Source organism: Paenibacillus sp. FSL R7-0312, assembly GCF_038004445.1.
Classification (GTDB): Bacteria; Bacillota; Bacilli; order Paenibacillales; family Paenibacillaceae; genus Paenibacillus_AQ.
Window position 1 is genome coordinate 3,820,825 of sequence record NZ_JBBORE010000001.1, and the last position, 17,547, is coordinate 3,838,371.

At 51.2% G+C, this 17,547-nt stretch carries 17 protein-coding genes; 14 read left to right on the forward strand and 3 right to left on the reverse strand.

The window, feature by feature from the left end:
* The first annotated feature begins 83 nt into the window (after positions 1-83).
* The 7 genes from MKX70_RS16545 (at position 84) to MKX70_RS16575 (ending at position 7,524) form a co-directional block, all read left to right on the forward strand.
* A complete protein-coding gene (locus MKX70_RS16545) occupies positions 84-545 on the forward strand; it encodes a Fur family transcriptional regulator (RefSeq protein ID WP_039295454.1) in 462 nt (153 codons plus the stop codon).
* Between the two features lie 2 nt (positions 546-547).
* Complete coding sequence (gene yidD, locus MKX70_RS16550; RefSeq protein WP_042237893.1) at positions 548-811, forward strand: membrane protein insertion efficiency factor YidD; 264 nt, start codon at positions 548-550, stop codon at positions 809-811.
* A gap of 353 nt (positions 812-1,164) precedes the next feature.
* Positions 1,165-3,198 carry a methionine--tRNA ligase gene (gene metG, locus MKX70_RS16555; RefSeq protein ID WP_042237891.1) on the forward strand — a complete coding sequence of 678 codons (2,034 nt, stop codon included), beginning with the start codon at positions 1,165-1,167 and terminating at the stop codon, positions 3,196-3,198.
* 225 nt (positions 3,199-3,423) lie between these two features.
* Positions 3,424-4,392, forward strand: coding sequence for a metal ABC transporter solute-binding protein, Zn/Mn family (locus MKX70_RS16560; protein ID WP_042237889.1), 969 nt, complete (start codon positions 3,424-3,426; stop codon positions 4,390-4,392).
* Between the two features lie 34 nt (positions 4,393-4,426).
* Entirely contained in the window at positions 4,427-5,176 is a 750-nt protein-coding gene (locus MKX70_RS16565) for a metal ABC transporter ATP-binding protein (RefSeq protein WP_042215981.1), read from the forward strand.
* Between the two features lie 743 nt (positions 5,177-5,919).
* On the forward strand, positions 5,920-6,723 hold the full coding sequence (locus tag MKX70_RS16570) for a metal ABC transporter permease (RefSeq protein WP_042138749.1): 804 nt from the start codon (positions 5,920-5,922) through the stop codon (positions 6,721-6,723).
* Positions 6,724-6,810: 87 nt separating this feature from the next.
* On the forward strand, positions 6,811-7,524 hold the full coding sequence (locus MKX70_RS16575) for a cytochrome c biogenesis CcdA family protein (protein WP_042237882.1): 714 nt from the start codon (positions 6,811-6,813) through the stop codon (positions 7,522-7,524).
* Between the two features lie 9 nt (positions 7,525-7,533).
* Here the strand turns inward: MKX70_RS16575 and splB are convergent, their stop codons facing one another.
* Entirely contained in the window at positions 7,534-8,610 is a 1,077-nt protein-coding gene (splB, locus tag MKX70_RS16580) for a spore photoproduct lyase (RefSeq protein WP_340840365.1), read from the reverse strand.
* A gap of 192 nt (positions 8,611-8,802) precedes the next feature.
* Here splB and mntR point away from each other — a divergent pair, with 192 nt between their 5' ends.
* The 3 genes from mntR to MKX70_RS16595 all read left to right on the forward strand — a co-directional run bounded on the left by mntR (position 8,803) and on the right by MKX70_RS16595 (position 12,108).
* Positions 8,803-9,228, forward strand: coding sequence for a transcriptional regulator MntR (gene mntR, locus MKX70_RS16585; protein ID WP_039295471.1), 426 nt, complete (start codon positions 8,803-8,805; stop codon positions 9,226-9,228).
* Between the two features lie 175 nt (positions 9,229-9,403).
* On the forward strand, positions 9,404-11,080 hold the full coding sequence (locus tag MKX70_RS16590) for a family 10 glycosylhydrolase (protein WP_340784421.1): 1,677 nt from the start codon (positions 9,404-9,406) through the stop codon (positions 11,078-11,080).
* A 68-nt stretch (positions 11,081-11,148) separates the two neighbouring features.
* Positions 11,149-12,108, forward strand: coding sequence for a patatin-like phospholipase family protein (locus tag MKX70_RS16595; protein WP_042237876.1), 960 nt, complete (start codon positions 11,149-11,151; stop codon positions 12,106-12,108).
* A gap of 101 nt (positions 12,109-12,209) precedes the next feature.
* Here MKX70_RS16595 and MKX70_RS16600 read toward each other — a convergent pair whose 3' ends face one another.
* Entirely contained in the window at positions 12,210-12,551 is a 342-nt protein-coding gene (locus tag MKX70_RS16600; RefSeq protein WP_042237874.1) for a hypothetical protein, read from the reverse strand.
* Positions 12,552-12,558: 7 nt separating this feature from the next.
* A complete protein-coding gene (locus tag MKX70_RS16605; RefSeq protein ID WP_152679709.1) occupies positions 12,559-13,512 on the reverse strand; it encodes a DUF1385 domain-containing protein in 954 nt (317 codons plus the stop codon).
* 207 nt (positions 13,513-13,719) lie between these two features.
* On the opposite strand from MKX70_RS16605, the gene MKX70_RS16610 reads away from it, so the two are divergent.
* The 4 genes from MKX70_RS16610 to MKX70_RS16625 all read left to right on the forward strand — a co-directional run bounded on the left by MKX70_RS16610 (position 13,720) and on the right by MKX70_RS16625 (position 17,463).
* Positions 13,720-14,211: a YqhR family membrane protein gene (locus MKX70_RS16610; protein ID WP_042237871.1), complete on the forward strand. Its 492-nt coding sequence runs from the start codon at positions 13,720-13,722 to the stop codon at positions 14,209-14,211.
* A 75-nt stretch (positions 14,212-14,286) separates the two neighbouring features.
* On the forward strand, positions 14,287-15,357 hold the full coding sequence (locus tag MKX70_RS16615; protein WP_042237870.1) for a M24 family metallopeptidase: 1,071 nt from the start codon (positions 14,287-14,289) through the stop codon (positions 15,355-15,357).
* A 45-nt stretch (positions 15,358-15,402) separates the two neighbouring features.
* Positions 15,403-15,960: an elongation factor P gene (gene efp, locus MKX70_RS16620; protein WP_042237868.1), complete on the forward strand. Its 558-nt coding sequence runs from the start codon at positions 15,403-15,405 to the stop codon at positions 15,958-15,960.
* Between the two features lie 249 nt (positions 15,961-16,209).
* Positions 16,210-17,463 (forward strand): aspartate kinase, encoded by a 1,254-nt coding sequence (locus tag MKX70_RS16625; protein ID WP_039295541.1) that lies wholly within the window; start codon positions 16,210-16,212, stop codon positions 17,461-17,463.
* Positions 17,464-17,547: the final 84 nt, after the last annotated feature.

Below are 17,547 nucleotides of genomic sequence, written 5' to 3' on the forward strand. Positions count from 1 at the left end.
TACACTTCATTGACGGGGCAGTACTTTTGGGGCATTATAAAGAGAGTGCAATACAAACGACCTATGTTATGGGAGATGAGCGAATGCTGTCGACAGAACAAATACTGGAAGCCATGTCGGGGCAGGGACTGCGAATCACCGATCAGCGCAAAACGCTTGCCAGGTTATTCGGCGAGAATACGGGATATTTGTCTGCGAAGGATGTATATGAGCATATGGGCCGCAAATACAGCGGACTCAGCTTCGATACGGTCTACCGCAACCTGCGTGTCATGGAGGAGCTTGGTGTGCTGGAGCAGATTGTCTTTGAAGACGGTGTCAAATTCAAAGCAAGCTGCAGTCAGGACCACCATCATCATCATATGATTTGTCTTCAGTGTATGAAGACTTACCCGATTCATTTCTGTCCGATGAATTTAACAGATACACCGGATCAATTCCGGGTGGTCAAGCATAAATTTGAGGTGTTCGGTTACTGCAAGGACTGTGAACAGGGCCGCGAAGAAGAGTCCGCCGTAGCTGCTCACGGCAAAGAAGGCCGCTGAATATGGCTATCTTAAGAAGAACAGTCCAGGCTCCAATCCGGGTCTACCGCAGGTTCATATCGCCGCTTAAGCCGGCAACCTGCAGGTTCTATCCGACTTGTTCAGCCTATGCGCTTGAAGCTATTGAGGTCCATGGACCGCTGAAGGGTTCATGGCTGGCTGCAAGGCGGATCGCCCGTTGCCATCCTTTTCATCCGGGTGGGCTGGACCCGGTGCCACCGCGCAAAGAGCAATCACCAGGAGATAAGCCTGTTCATACGACTTGACATGAGCCTCTGTGATGGGTATATTTTGAATAATAAGCAATATTCCGAGGAACGGATGAGTAAATGTGGACAACCATTACAGAGAGCCGGGGCTGCTGGAAGCCGGTATGGGATGCCAGATTGAATATGGTCCGGGAGGAACTGTGTTCGAGCAGAAGCCGGTAGTTGCGGCTTGCGTAAGATAACGGCGTGTTCCAGCGTTAATGGACAGTTCCGTAAGGGACTGGCGAAGCCTGTGCTCTGTGAGGAGCCGGGGAACTTTGGGTGGTATCGCGTGAGTTTACTCTCGCCCCATATAGGGGCGGGAGTTTTTTGCGTCAATATGAGAAGGTATACGAAGGGATGACAACGTAATGAGTGAGAACAAAACCTTTTATTTAACTACACCGATCTATTATCCAAGCGATAAGCTGCATATTGGTCATGCGTATTCAACGGTGGCCGGTGATGCGATGGCCCGCTACAAGCGTCTGCGCGGCTATGAGGTCCGCTATCTGACTGGAACGGATGAGCATGGGCAGAAGATCGAGGAGAAGGCTGGTAAGGCCGGTAAGACCCCTCAGGAGTTCGTTGACGGAATTGTCGTAGGCATTAAGGATCTGTGGCGCAAGCTTGATATCTCCAATGATGATTTCATCCGTACCACTGAGGAGCGTCACAAGAAAGTGGTGGCGGATATTTTTGACCGCCTGCTGAAGCAGGGCGATATCTACAAGGGGGAATACGAAGGCTGGTACTGTATTTCGGATGAGACCTTCTACACCGAGACACAGCTGGTGGACATTGAACGGGATGCTGACGGTAATATTACCGGCGGTAAAAGTCCGGACAGCGGACATCCAGTTGAACTGGTTAAGGAAGAAAGCTACTTCTTCCGCATGAGCAAATATGCTGACCGCCTGCTGCAGTTCTACGAAGAAAATCCGGAATTCATCCTGCCGGAATCGCGTAAGAATGAGATGATTAACAACTTTATCAAGCCTGGCCTTGAGGATCTGGCCGTATCCCGTACGACCTTTGACTGGGGCGTTAAGGTAAAAGGCGATGAGAAGCATGTAGTGTACGTGTGGATTGATGCACTTACCAACTACATTACGGCTCTCGGCTATGGATCGGAAGACCGCAGCCTGTATGATAAGTTCTGGCCGGCGGATGTGCACATTGTGGGTAAGGAGATTGTCCGTTTCCACACGATCTACTGGCCGATTATTCTGATGGCGCTCGGTGAACCGCTGCCGAAGAAGGTGTTCGCGCATGGCTGGCTGCTGATGAAGGACGGTAAAATGTCCAAATCCAAAGGAAATGTCGTTGATCCGGTTACTTTAATCGACCGCTATGGTCTGGATGCTCTGCGTTATTATCTGCTGCGCGAAGTTCCGTTCGGTTCGGACGGAACCTTCACACCGGAGAGCTTCGTGGACCGCATCAACTATGATCTGGCCAACGACCTGGGCAATCTGCTGAACCGGACCGGGGCGATGGTAGAGAAATATTTCGCCGGTGAGCTTCCTGCTTATGCAGGCCAGGTGACAGCATTTGACGGGGAACTGGAAGTGGTAGTGCAGAGCACCTATGTCAAAGTAGAAGAAGCGATGGAGAAAATGGAATTCTCCGTAGCCCTGACCGCGATTGGCGCCCTGATCAGCCGGACGAACAAATATATCGACGAGACCCAGCCGTGGGTGCTGGCTAAGGATGAGAGCAGAACCGGCGAGCTGGCTTCGGTGATGAGACATCTAGTAGAGGGACTGCGCACCGCGTCCATCCTGCTGCAGCCGTTCCTGACCGGTGCTCCGGCGAAGATCTGGGAGCAGCTGGGCATTCAGCCAGGCGAGCTGACCACCTGGGAGAGCGGCAAATCATTCGGCCTGATTCCAGCGGGAACCAAGCTGGCCAAGGGCGATCCGATCTTCCCGCGCCTGGACGTGGCGCAGGAGGTGGCGTACATCGCCGAAGCGATGGGAGCCGGCAAGCCTGCAGAAGCAGCTGCTGAAGCTGCGCCTGCAGGGGCTGCAGTGACGCCGGATGCGGCTGCGGAGGGTCCGGAGGAAGAGGAGCATAAGGAAGAAATCGGCATCGACGATTTCGCCAAAGCGGAGCTGCGTGTAGCCCAGGTCATCGCCTGCGAGCCAGTGAAGAAGGCGGACAAGCTGCTGAAGCTGCAGCTCGATCTTGGATACGAGCAGCGACAGGTCGTATCCGGCATTGCCAAGTTCTACACACCGGAAGAGCTGGTGGGGCGCAAGGTCATCTGTATCGTGAACCTGAAGCCGGTGAAGCTGCGCGGCGAGCTGTCGCAGGGTATGATCCTGGCAGCCTCCAAGGGCGACCAGCTGACGATTGCAACTGTACCGGACAGCATGCCGAATGGAGCCATTGTGAAATAAGCCAAGCTGCATAGTTGAATGATAGGAACAATCCCCGTGTGCTTAATGCAGCGGGGATTGTTGTAGTGTAAATAGAGAATATACGTTATCAGGTGCTGGCCTTAAGCATAAGCAGCTTTAGTCTGACTACCGGGAGTCTGGCCAGAAGATCAGAGTTGACTTATCGTAACGATTACTATTATAATTCTCATAGTAAATTTTACGATTTAAGGGGTCGATTGAGAAATGTTATATAGAAGCTTGCATAAAGGGCTTTTGCTCGTTGTTGCCGCTCTGCTGCTAATGATGCTTGCCGCTTGCGGACCTAAGAGCAGCGGAAGTATCGTCGAGGGAAAAGTGAATGTCATTACTACTTTTTATCCTATATATGAATTTGCCAGTGAAATCGGCGGGGAAGATATCAATGCGATCAATCTGCTTCCGGTTGGGGTAGAGCCGCATGACTGGACGCCGCGCAGCCAGGATATTATTAATACCTCGAAGGCACAGCTGTTTCTGTACAACGGAGCAGGATTGGAGGGCTGGGTGCCCAATTTCCTCAAAAGCCTCGACAGTGACAGTGAAGCCAAGGCTGTAGAAGTCAGCCAAGGGGTTGATCTGATTATGACCGACGAGGAAGATGGCCATGATCATGGTCATGAGGATGAAGGTGCAGAACACAGCGATAGCCTACACACGGACCCGCATACTTGGGTAAGTCCGAAGTCGGCGCTCGTGATGGCGAAGAATATTAAGGAAAGCCTGCAGTCCGTAGATCCTGAGCATTCCGCTGGTTATGAAGAACGGTATCAGAAGCTGGTTGAACGCTTGAGTGCGCTCGACAGCAAGTTTACCGAGGAACTGGGCAAGCTGCCGAATAAAGAGATCGTTGTCTCTCATCAGGCCTTCTCTTATCTGGCTCGTGATTATGGTTTGTCACAGCACGCTATTATGGGGCTGTCACCGGATGCTGAACCAAGGGGACAGGATCTGCTCGATTTGGCGGCATTGGTCAAAGAAGAGGGCATCCGCTACATTTTCTTCGAAGAACTGGTATCCGATAAGCTGGCCAAAACACTCGCTAGTGAAACCGGCGTGTCCACGATGGTGCTGAATCCGGTAGAGGGTTTGACTGAAGCCCAGGAGAAGAATGGCGACAACTATTTCACGCTAATGGAGAAAAATTTGCAAAATCTCATTCTGGCTTTACAATAATAAGGAAAGTATAAGTTGAAAGGTGGTACTTCACATGCAACCGGTATCCCTGGACTGCCATCAGCATATGATCGAAATACAGGATTTGTCCTTCTCCTATGGGGAACAGAAGGTAATCTCTAATTTGAATTATACAGTGAAAGAACGTGATTTTCTCGGCATCATCGGTTCGAACGGTGCCGGCAAGACTACTCTGCTCAAGATGATAGTCGGCCTGCTGCCTGCTACCAGCGGGGAGATCAAATTATTCGGCCAGCCGGTCCGGAAGTTCAAGGACTGGGAACGGATCGGTTATGTTCCGCAGAAGAATGCCTTCAATCCGCTGTTCCCCGCTACCGTGCGTGAAGTGGTATTGTCAGGCTTGTACAATAACAAGAATCTGATCCGCCGCGTATCCAAAGCCCAGCACCGCCAATGTGAGGATGCGCTTGAAGTGATGCGGATTCAGGATATTGCGGAGAAAAGAGTTGGCCAGCTTTCCGGGGGCCAGCAGCAGCGGGTTTTTCTGGCCCGCGCCCTGATCAACCATCCGGATCTGCTGATCCTCGATGAGCCTACCGTTGGCATTGATGCCGAGACGCAGGCCGGATTCTTCGACCTGATCATGCATATGCATGCCCATCACCACATGACCTTTCTGATGGTGTCGCATGACATTGACATGATTAAGAACTATCTCGGCAACGAGCCAGTGCAGAAGAACGGCAAGATCAATTTCTATTGCCGCCATTCTCATGATGTTCAGGACTGCGTTGTTGATAATTTGCAGCATACACTGTCTTAAGTAATCGGGACTTTCGGGCTCGACTTAAGCTTCAATTGTATTTAGTACATCAGATTGCTCGCAAAAACGCTCAAATTCTGCTTCTGTTGTACTTTGTACTTTAGAATTGAGTAAATTCCCCTTATCACAACCTAATTGCCAATTTCTATTGCACGAAATACAGTAGAATCGCATTTAGCAGGCAATATTGGAGAATCTGTTGTATGTTCTGCAATAGAGTTAATTTGTGGTCGTCCATTGTACAACATCGGACGGCCTTCGTTCTTATCTTTTGCACTTGATCTTTTGCACTTGATCTTTTGCACTTGATCTTTTGTACTTGATCTTTTGTACTTGATCTTAAAATGTAGATAGATCCTGCATAAAGTTAAGCGCATCCCGCAGGGAGGAAAAGCGGTCCTGCTTCAACATCTCTAAGCAGCGAAAGTCTGCCGTCCCACGCCAATTGCACTTAACGGGTGTCCAGAGGGCAGAGCCCTTGGGGCCCTCCCTTGGAAGGGAGGGTTTGGGTGGGATCGAAAGGTTTGGATCGAAAGGTTTGGATCGAAAGGTTTGGATCGAAAGGTTTGGATCGAAAGGTTTGGATCGAAAGGTTTTGGATCTAAAAGGTTTTGGATCTAAAAGGTTTTGGATCTAAAAGGTTTTTGATCTAAAAGGTTTTGGATCTAAAAGGTTTTGTCCTAAAGGTTTAGATCTAAAAGGTTCACTCGAAAAGGTTTGATTCATAAAAGGAGAAAAATATCTTGGAAATTCTATTTAGTGACTTTTTTCAGCGGGCGCTGGCAGGCGGGTTGATGATTGGGATTACCGCGCCGCTGATAGGCGTGTTTCTGGTGCTGCGGCGCCTGTCCATGATCGGAGACACGCTGGCCCATGTGACCATTGCCGGGGTGGCGCTTGGCTTCCTGACCGGCTTCTACCCGCTCGGAGCGGGGCTGATCTTTGCCGTAGTGGCCTCGTTTGCGATTGAGAAGCTGCGCAAGGCGTACAAAAGCTATGCCGAACTCTCCATTGCCATCATCATGTCGGGCGGGGTAGCGCTGGCTTCGCTTTTTTTCACCCTGGGCAAAGGCTATAATGCGGATGTGATGAGTTACCTGTTCGGCAGCATTTACACGCTGAATAACACCGATCTGATTGTAGTAGGTATTGTTACCATTGCGGTTGTGGTTGTAGTTTCGCTGTTCTTCAAAGAGTTCTTCCTGCTCAGCTTTGAGGAGGATGCAGCCAGTGTCAGCGGATTGCCGGTGAAGCTGCTTAATATGCTGATTACCGTGTTGACCGCACTTGTAATCAGCACGGCGATCAAAATTGTCGGCTCCCTGCTGGTATCTGCACTCCTGACCATTCCCGTGGCGATCAGCTTGCTGCTGTCCCGAAGCTTCAAGTCTTCAGTCATTCTATCCGTGATTATCGCTGAGATCGCCGTAGTCGGCGGCCTTGTCATTGCCGGGGTGTGGAATCTGGCTCCCGGAGCCACCATTGTTCTACTGCTGATTGCACTGCTGACGTTAACACTGATCGGCAAAAAAGGCTTGCCAGCCTAAAGCCTGAAGCGCCCAGTGGCCTAAACTACATATGCTTGAATGCTGCCTTCGTGAACTGAACCCGATTAGGGAAGGAGAGATGCGCCAGTGTCCAACCTGAATGCAGGAATCGCTTTTGCCGCCGGAGTGGCGTCGTTCATATCGCCTTGCTGTCTGCCGCTCTACCCTTCCTATCTATCTTATATTACCGGCTTATCGGTACAGGAGCTGAAGAGTGGAGGCAACAGCAAAGAGGTCCGTTTCCGGACCCTCTCGCATACGCTGGCTTTTATCTTGGGCTTCTCGGCGGTGTTCTATACCCTTGGTTTCGGGGCCGGACTGTTTGGTGAATTCTTCAACGGCCAGCGGGATCTGATCCGCCAGTTGTCGGCTATTCTGATTATTGTGATGGGGCTGTTCCTGCTCGGTATTTTTCAGCCGCAGTTTCTGCTCCGGGAGCGCAAGCTGGAGCTGAAATGGAAGCCTGCGGGATATCTGGGCTCGTTTATCTTCGGCATCGGCTTCTCAGCGGGCTGGTCACCGTGCATTGGTCCCATTTTGACGGCGATTATTGCGCTTTCTGCCAGTGATCCGGGAACCTGGTTTACTTTGATTACGGCATACAGTATCGGGTTTGCGCTCCCGTTCTTCGGACTTGCTTTTTTCCTGGGCGGCGCGCGGAAGATCCTGAAGTATTCCAATCTGCTGATGAAGCTTGGCGGCACACTGATGGTGTTCATGGGCATTCTCCTGTTCACCGACCAGATGTTCCGGATAACGATCTGGCTGCAGGGGATTACGCCGGAGTGGCTGATTTTCTAAGCCTAAAGGTTAAGTGAAATAATCAATAGCCGCTTCCGGAAAATGTTCAAAAATCCGCTCTGTGATGAATTCGCGCAGGGCGGTTTGCTGTTCATCAGGGTAGACATATTTGTTCTGCCCCCATTTGCCCCATTTCTTCTTGCGCTTCTCGATATCCATCTCCAGCTTGGATTTCGGATAACGTTTCTCGATCACAGTCTTGGCCGTTTTGGTGAACCTGTGCTGGATCATTTCAAAAGTTAGACCCTTGCCAATTCCCGTCGGCAGTGTACGGGCCAGCTTCTCCAGCAGCTCGGCATAGCCTTCTTCCCAGCCGTCATGCCAGATGATCGGAGCAATGATGAAGCCGAGCGGATAACCGGCACGGGCAATCTGACCGGCAGCCTCAATCCGCTCCTCAAACCGCGAGGTGGCTGGCTCGAAATTCTTAATTACATAATCGGCGTTCACGCTGAAGCGTACGCGGGTATGGCCGTTATGCTTCAGTCCAAGCAGAGGCTCCACATGCTGGTACTTCGTCACGAAGCGCAGCCGTCCGAGCGGCTCTTCGGCCATGAATTCGATCAGCTCGGTCAGTGAGCCGGTAATATGCTCCAACCCCAGCGGGTCAGAGGTACAGGCAGCTTCAAATGTAGTAATCTCCGGGGCGCGCTCGCCGATATATTTTTTGGCCGCATCGATGATGTCTCCAGTGTTTACATATACGCGAATGTAAGGCTTGGAACCCAATGTAGTCTGAAGGTAACAATAATGACAGTGGCCCATACAGCCGGTGGCAATCGGAATCGCATAATCGGCAGACGGCTTGGACTGGTCAAAAGTCAGCGTTTTGCGGAGACCGACGACAAGTGTTCTTTTAGCGATTTTGTATTGCTCCACTTCGGTTTCGCCGGGCAAATTGGTGATCCGGTTATGCGAAGTGGTCATACGGAAGGGGATGTTACGGGCCTTAACCCACTCCATAATCCGCTCCCCTTTGGGGTAATTCAAGGCATCCGGTTCGAAAAAAACCAGCTCCGGAATGAAGAGACCCGTCGGCTTCCGTGGTCTTTTGGCAGGAGGGCGTTCAGGGGTGACTACGTTCATGAATTCACGCTCCTTATAGATGAGGATACCGTTATTGTGCCGTTAAGCGGGTGAATGGAATCATGGTAAACATCGCTAAGCAGAGAAGCGGCGGACCTGTAGGACTTGCCAAGGAGCGGCAGAAACATGTATCATTGTTAGAGCAAGACCCGGCCCCATCGCCACGCTCAATATAGAAAAGAGGTAAAGTTAATGCCAACACCCAGCATGGAGGATTATTTGGAGCGCATATACAAGCTCATCGATGAGAAGGGTTATGCGCGGGTCTCGGATATTGCCGAGGGACTGGAAGTACACCCCTCCTCTGTGACCAAGATGATCCAAAAACTGGATAAGGACGAATATCTCATCTATGAGAAATATCGTGGGCTTGTCCTAACAAGCAAAGGAAAAAAAGTGGGAAAACGTCTTGTGGACCGCCATCAGCTGCTGGAGGAGTTCCTCGGGCTTATTGGAGTTCAGCAAGAACATATTTATAAGGATGTTGAAGGCATCGAGCATCATTTGAGCTGGGATTCCATCACCCGGATCGAGACACTAGTGGAATACTTCCGCCGGGATGAAGCGCGTTTGCAGACCTTATACGATATTCACCATGAAATGGTCAGTGATTCATAATTTTGGCTGTTTTTGTTTGATTAGCGCAACCTTTCCAGTTTGTTTACGTCAAAACGGATACCGTTCCTTTTTCACCTAAGGAAGGACTCCGTTTACTAAAGAAACGGCCTTCTCCCTGATTCAAGGATGAGAAGGCCGTTTCTTTGTTATATCACTACAACATTTGGGAGGAATTATGAATTACCGTAAATGGATTTTTGGGTTGCTGGTAGTTATGCTATGTCTGCCTGTGTGGACAACAGGGGCACGCGCTGCTTCGGTGCAGATTACCATTGAACTGGATGGAGAGAGCTTAAGCACGGATGTTCCGCCTTATATTACGCGGACCAATGTTACTATGGTCCCTGTCGGGGTAGTCAGTAAAGGAATAGGTGCCGGCGTGGTCTGGGATCAGGCCAGTAAGACGGCTACAATCAGCAAGGGGAATAATGTGCTGAAGCTGACTAGCGGAAGCAAAAGTGCAATCGTTAACGGTGATTCAGTCCCTCTGGATACCTCTGTGCAGATTACACAGGGCAGAGTGATGGTGCCGCTGCGGTTCGTCAGCGAGCAGCTCGGGCTGCAGGTGGTCTGGAATCAGGCTGCGAAGCATATTGCCTTATATTCAAATGTAGAGATTGGCGGGCCGTCTACACCTTCGACACCGTCTGTTCCGACAGTGCCTACACCATCCGTACCAACGCCTGTGGTGCCGGCACCGACCGTGCCAACGCCAACCGTACCTTCCATTCCCGGGGCTAAGACCGGAAAGGAGATGAAGGGCGCGTGGGTGTCCACCGTATTTAATCTGGACTGGCCGTCAACAGCTTCGGCCGGTAATGGAGACAAGCAGAAGAAAGAGTTCGACAGCATGCTGGACAAGCTGCAGGCTGCCGGTTTCAATAGTGTATTCGTACAGGTCAGACCCGCCGGAGATGCCCTGTATTCCTCACAGCTCGTCCCCTGGTCCAAGGTGCTTAGCGGTACCCAAGGGAAGGAGCCCGGCTATGATCCGCTCCAGTATATGGTTAGCAGCGCCCATTCACGCGGCATGCAGCTGCATGCCTGGTTCAATCCGTTCCGGGCAACTACCGATGCCTCCACTACAGGGCTTGCCGCCAATCATGTTGCCAAGCTGCATCCGGAGTGGATTGTCAAAGCTGACAGTAAGCTGTACATAAATCCGGGTATTCCGGAAGCGCGGCAGCATATCATTGACACCGTAATGGAAGTGGTCAGAGGGTATGACATCGACGGTGTGCATCTGGATGATTATTTCTATCCTTCCAACGTAACTTTTACCGATGACACGGCATTCAAGACCTACAACGCTCAGGCAATTGCCACCAAGGGAGACTGGCGCCGGGATAATATCAATCAGTTCATCCGGCAGCTGGGTGCAGAGATTCATGCGGTGAAACCGGCAGTTTCGTTTGGCGTTAGCCCCTTTGGGGTATGGCGCAATAAAAAAGCTGACAGCACCGGCTCGGATACCACGGCAGGCGTGTCTGCGTATGATGATATGTATGCGGATGTACGCACATGGATTAAGAGCGGCTGGGTCGACTATGTAGCTCCGCAGATATACTGGAGCCTCTCTTTCAGCGCCGCCCGTTATGACAAGCTAGTCGATTGGTGGGTGAATGAGGTCAGTGGCACGGGTGTCAAGCTGTATATCGGCTTGGCCTCCTACAAAGTAGGGGACACCAAACAAACCGCGGAATGGCAGAGCGGCGATCAGATTATCAACCAGCTGAAATATAATGAGAAATACGATGAGGTTTCCGGCAGTATTTTGTTCCGGGCCAATGATATTGTGGTCCGTGATCCATTTGGCCTGGCCAGCCTGCTCAGCTTTTATTTCAAATCATAGTCAGTCATGAATAGTCCCCCGTGCTCATAGATAAGCAATAAGATCTATGGAACGGGGGACTCTTATGTATGGAGATTAACGCAGTTTTTGAAGGCGGTGGAGTGAAGGGGATTGCGCTCGCAGGTGCGGTGGAGGCAACGGAGCGGGCGGGCCGGACCTTCGGGAGAGTAGCCGGAACCTCTTCAGGCTCCATTATTGCTTCGTTGCTGGCCGCCGGATATGACGGGGAGGCGATGAGCCGGATCATCAGGGAGACGCCCTTCACATCCTTTCTCAAGCGCGGAGCGCTATATAACACCGCTGTAATAGGACCGGCAATCCGTGTGCTGATCAAAAAAGGCCTTTACTCGGGCCAGGCTCTGGAATCCTGGATCCGCGGCATTCTGCTGGAGAAGGGTGTGGTTACATTCAGCGATCTGCCGCGCGGCAGGCTGACCGTTATCGCATCAGATATTACTAACGGGAGAATTGTCGTCTTGCCGGATGATCTGGAGCTGTACGGGATTTCACCGTACTCCTTTGAAGTGGCCAAGGCTGTGCGGATGAGCTGCAGCATTCCCTACTTCTTCGATCCGGTGATGCTGCGGCTGAATGGGGAGGCAGCCCGGAGAAAGTCTTTTGCCGAGCAGTTTGTGTATATGGTGGACGGGGGGATGCTCAGCAATTTTCCGCTGTGGCTGTTTGATGAGAAGAAGGATGGCTTCCAGTCCCCTGAGCGCCGTACGCCCACAGTAGGCTACCAGTTAATCGGTAAGACACAGCCGCAGCCTTACCGCATTACCGGGCCGTTCAGCATGCTTCAGGCCATGGTAGGGACGATGCTCTCCGCCCATGATGAACGTTATATCGAGACGGATAAATTCGTACGCACTGTCAAAATTCCCACGCTGGGCATTTCCACCACCCAGTTTCATATCTCCCCGGAACAGAGTGAGGCGATCTATACTGCGGGGCTGACGGCTGGAGCGGATTTTTTCAAAAATTGGCGGCCGTCGCTTAGAACGCGTCCATACATTCACCCGGCCTAAGCGCGCCGGATCTGAATTATAACCAAAAAGGCATCCCGCATGTCGTAACGACAATGCGGAGATGCCTTTTGTTGCTTGAATCTTAGCGGATAGCCGGGAGTTCAATGATATTTGGGAAGCTGGTCGTCGTTCTTACCTTTGCTGCCTTCAATCACCTGGAATGGATAGGTTTTACGCTTGCCGGGTGAGGCGGCCTGGGTTTTGCGGATACCCGCAACCTTGGACATCGTCTTGGCCGATGGCTTGACTTTGGTGCGCGGCCGGCCGGGACCGCCGTTTGTTCTTCCGGGAACGATCTTGTACGCATAATACAGCAGCGCCAGCAGAACTAGCGGAAGAATAAAGACAGATAGTGCAGCAAGGCCGCGTATCATAAATTCCGTTACCAGCCCCCATGCTGCGAGAGCTATTGAAATCCAAACAATCAAAGTATGTCTGATCATAGGCTAATCATCCTTTCGCAGGATCCAAAATGCCGCCTGACACACTTGCCTCCGAATATCCTCTTGCTTCAATTGCGGCATCCAGCTCCCGCATCCGGTTGAACGAGGCGATGGACACCTCAACCATGTCGTCTTTAGGCTCTTTGGTCGTCAGCAGCTGCAGCCACAGACCCGGATACCCCAGATACTTGAGCCCGGGAATATCTCTCACGGCATTGGTGCCCTTCAGCACCTCAAAGGAGATCCCGATGACTACCGGCAGGAGAATAATCCGCTGCAGTACCCGTTCCATAAGATTATCCCATGGGACAACAGAGTAGATAATCACACCGAGGATAATGGTCAGCATCATGAAGCTGCTTCCGCAGCGGTAATGCAGACGGCTGTATTTCTGTACATTCTTAACAGTCAGTTCTTCGCCGGCTTCAAAAGCACTGATTACCTTATGCTCGGCACCATGATACTGGAACAGCCGTTTGATCACCGGAGTCTGTGAAATCGCAAACAGATAAACGAGCAGGAGAATCAGCTTAATGCCGCCTTCAACAAGGTTGTGCAGAATATAGTTATCAAATGCATTCTTGAATAAAAAATCTTCTACGAATACCGGCACCAGAGTAAAAATAATCTTGCCGAAAAGGAAAGAAAGAATACCCATGACAGCTACCCCGAAAATCATACCGAGGCTCCAGCCCTCATCTTTCTTCTTGTCTTTATCTTTCTCTTTCTGCTTAGCAAGCTCTTCAGGCTCTGTCTCATCCTCGGCATAGGATTCCGCCGAATAATTCAGGTGCTTCGAGCCTTTGGCGCTGGAATCTATAATACTGACAATGCCGCGAAGCAGCGGAATCTTGCGCAGTTTAAGGACCCAGCTCTTATCGCTCTTCGGCACCTCCAAAAATGTAATTTCCTGATTCTTCCTTCTTACGGCTGTTACGTTGATATGCTTGCCGCCGAACATGACGCCTTCAATGACGGCTTGGCCGCCGTAACTGGGAGTTTCCTGGGACAACCAATTCACCTTCCCGTATTTTAATGTGATTTATATAATACATTGTAACGAATTTTTAAGCACATTACTAGTTGGATTGCCGTTTGCTGTACATACTAGTCTATAGAGAGCGGAGTGGAAACCGGATTAACCCTATATTGAAAGTGAGGCTGCTCTATGAGTTCTTCTAACAAGCAAAAGTCAGTCCATACGAATCCGTTTTATTTTGCCATTGAACTGGGTTTTTTCGCCGGCATCATTTGGGGAGGAGCCCGCTGGCTGATGTACGTCCTGCATTTCACCAAGGTGATTCCGGGATTTTTGGCGGAGCCCTTCTTTAAACATGAATTTTTGGTGTCGCCTGCCGGGCATCTGCTCGGATATTTATCCTTTATCGTCTTCTCGGTGATCGTTTCCCTGATCTATGTGCTTATTTTCCGCAAGCTGAAGGGGCCTTGGCCGGGTATGATTTACGGTGTGCTCTGGTGGTCGGCCCTGTTCCTTGCCGGCTCCTGGCAGTTCCTGATGCAGCCGCCTTTCAAGCTGCCATGGAACTCTGTGATCAGTGAATTCTGCCTCTTTTTACTCTGGGGATTATTCATCGGATATACTGCGGCGATGGAGTATACGGATGAGCGGAAACGGGAGCAGCAGACAAAGCTGGCCTAAGCGTCCGAAAAAACTTCTCAGGTGGCATGCCACTATGTTAAAATACAATGTGGCTATTTCGAGAGGAGAATGAAAATGAGCAACAAGCGCGTCTCCAAGCTGCGTAAGGTTTTGCAGGAACAGGGACTGGATGCGATGTTAATTACCAGCGGCTATAACCGCCGCTATTTGAGCGGATTCACCGGCTCCTCCGGGTATGTGCTGGTTACCGGTGATGACAGTTATCTGCTGACTGACTTCAGGTATATGACACAGGCCTCGGAACAGGTAAACGGCCTCCAGGTAGTTCAGCATGCTTCGAAATTCATTGACACCGTACGCGAGCTGCTGCCGCATGGCGGACAAGTCCGGGTTGGATTCGAGCAGGATGATGTAACCTTCAGCGCGTACACTGCCTATGCGGCGGCTCTGCAGCCGGCTGTCATGGTGCCGGTATCCAAAGCCGTGGAGAATCTGCGCATGTTCAAGGACGAAGAAGAGCTGGCTGTCATGCAGCGGGCGGCCGATCTGGCCGACGCCACGTTCAGTCATATCCTGAATGTGATCAAACCAGGCATGACTGAACGTGATGTCGATCTGGAAATGGAATTCTACATGCGTACGCATGGTGCAACCTCGTCTTCGTTCGATACAATCGTTGCTTCCGGCGAACGCTCGGCCATGCCGCATGGCGTAGCCAGCAGCAAGATCATCCAGAACAACGAATTCGTAACCCTCGATTTCGGCGCTCTGCTGGACGGTTACTGCTCAGATGTAACACGTACGATTGCTACGGGATCGCCAGATCCCAAGCTGAAGGAAATCTATGATATTGTGCTTGAAGCGCAGCTTCACACACTGGCACATATCAAGCCCGGCATGACCGGCCGCGAATGTGATGCCCTGGCCCGCGACATCATCACCCGTTACGGGTATGGTGAGTATTTCGGCCACAGCACAGGCCATGGTCTGGGCATGGAGGTTCATGAATCCCCGCGTCTGTCCAAGCTTGCCGATGAAATTATGGAGCCGGGCATGGTAGTTACCGTAGAACCGGGAATTTATCTCTCCGGCCTCGGCGGCGTGCGGATTGAAGATGATATTGTCATTACCGAAAGCGGCATCGCGCTGCTGACACATTCGTCTAAGGAATACACGGTACTGTAAGACACACTTATTCAGTTAATTCATCGATTCCAGGAGGGATTTTTTGTGATTTCAGTTAATGATTTCAAGACAGGCTTGACCGTAGAAGTAGAAGGGGATATCTTCACCGTTATCGATTTCCAGCACGTGAAGCCGGGTAAGGGCGCGGCATTTGTCCGCTCCAAGCTGAAGAACCTGCGTAACGGCAATACCGTTGAACGTACATTCCGTGCAGGCGAAACGATCGGCCGTGCGATCATCGAGAACCGTGGAGTACAGTACCTGTATGCCAGCGGTTCAGAGCATGTATTCATGGACAACGAAACTTATGACCAGTTCGAGTTGACTGCGAAGCAGCTGGAATGGGAGCTTAACTTCCTGAGAGAGAATATGACTGTCAATATCGTCAGCTACCAGGGCGAAATCCTCGGAATCAACCTTCCTACAAGCGTTGAGCTGAAGGTTACCGAAACAGAACCGGGCGTTAAAGGCAATACCGCTCAGGGTGCAACTAAAGCGGCTGTTCTGGAAACCGGCCATACGGTACAGGTTCCATTGTTCATTAATGAAGGAGACGTTCTCCTGATCGATACCCGCGAAGGTAAATACATCTCCCGCGCGTAGGAGCTGTCTTAGCTCCGGGTTCAACGTTATTTAAGACGGCCTCCCCGCACTATGCGGCGGAGGTTTTTTGTACAGCTTCAGCTGAATATAATTTGCCCTGCCAGGCTTAGAGGAATGGACATGTTCGGAAAATTGGGCGCTTTTTTTGTGAAACTATTAACGCATGTCATGATTTTCGTATTATACTGTGTTAAAGCGAAAACCAAATAAAAGCTACTACTTACAGCGAAATAGGGAGTGAATGGGACTTTGTCACTTTATGTTATGAAATTCGGAGGCAGCTCCGTCGGCGATATTGAACGTATGAAGCGTGTCGCCAAGCGCATCGCAGATAAGCAGGATGAGGGACATCGCTGCGTTGTGGTTGTATCCGCTATGGGGGATACGACAGATGAACTGATCGATCAGGCGAAACAGCTGAACGGGCAGCCTCCCGCACGGGAAATGGATATGCTGATGACTACGGGGGAACAGATCTCAGTAGCGCTTCTGTCCATCGCTCTTCATGGAATCGGGCGGAATGCTGTATCCTATACAGGCTGGCAGGCCGGGTTCCGTACCGATGAGACCCATGGCCGTGCGCGGATTAGTGAAATCGTTCCACGCCGTGTTCTGGAGTCGCTGGAGCGTGAGCAGATTGTTATCGTTGCCGGGTTCCAGGGAATGACACTGGACGGTGAGATTACCACGCTGGGCCGCGGAGGTTCGGATACAACGGCGGTTGCGCTGGCTGCTGCGATCAAAGCAGATGTCTGCGAAATCTATACCGATGTGGACGGCATCTATTCCACAGACCCGCGTATTGTGAAGACTGCGCGGAAGCTGAAGGAAATTTCATATGACGAGATGCTGGAGCTGGCTAATCTCGGTGCAGCCGTACTGCATCCGCGCGCGGTGGAGTATGCCAAACGATATCAAGTGAAGCTGGTCGTCAGATCGAGCTTTAACCATAATGAGGGAACTGTTGTGAAGGAGGAAGCAAGTATGGAGCAGGGTGTAGTAGTTAGCGGCATTGCGTATGACAAGAATGTGGCCCGGATCAGTATTCTGGGAGTTCCGGATGTTCCGGGTGTACTTGCCCAGGTCTTCGGCAAGCTGGCCGAAGAGGGTGTGGACGTTGATATTATCGTACAGAGCGGCGTTCAGAATCAGACCGCAGACTTCTCCTTTACCGTAGCCCTTAGCGATCTGGAAAAGGCTAAGCAGGTAATTGAAGGATTGCACAGTGTCTTGCCGTACCGTGAAGTGACTTCCGAGGATAGTCTGGTCAAGGTGTCGATTGTCGGCGCCGGCATGGTCAGCCATCCGGGGGTTGCGGCCCAAATGTTCGAGGTGATCTCGAACGAAGGTGTGAGCATCAAGATGGTCAGCACCTCCGAGATCAAGGTTTCCTGCGTCATTGAATCCGGCAATCTGCAGCAGATTATTCAGGCGTTGCATACCGCTTATAATCTCGACACCGCAGAGCAGGCCTTCGTGGGAGGCCCGCAGGACCGCCGGTAAGCTTCTGGACTGTAATTCTACAGCATGACCATTGGGGATGTTTCTTCAGCCGGAAGGCTGGAGGACATCCCTGTTTGGCGCCAT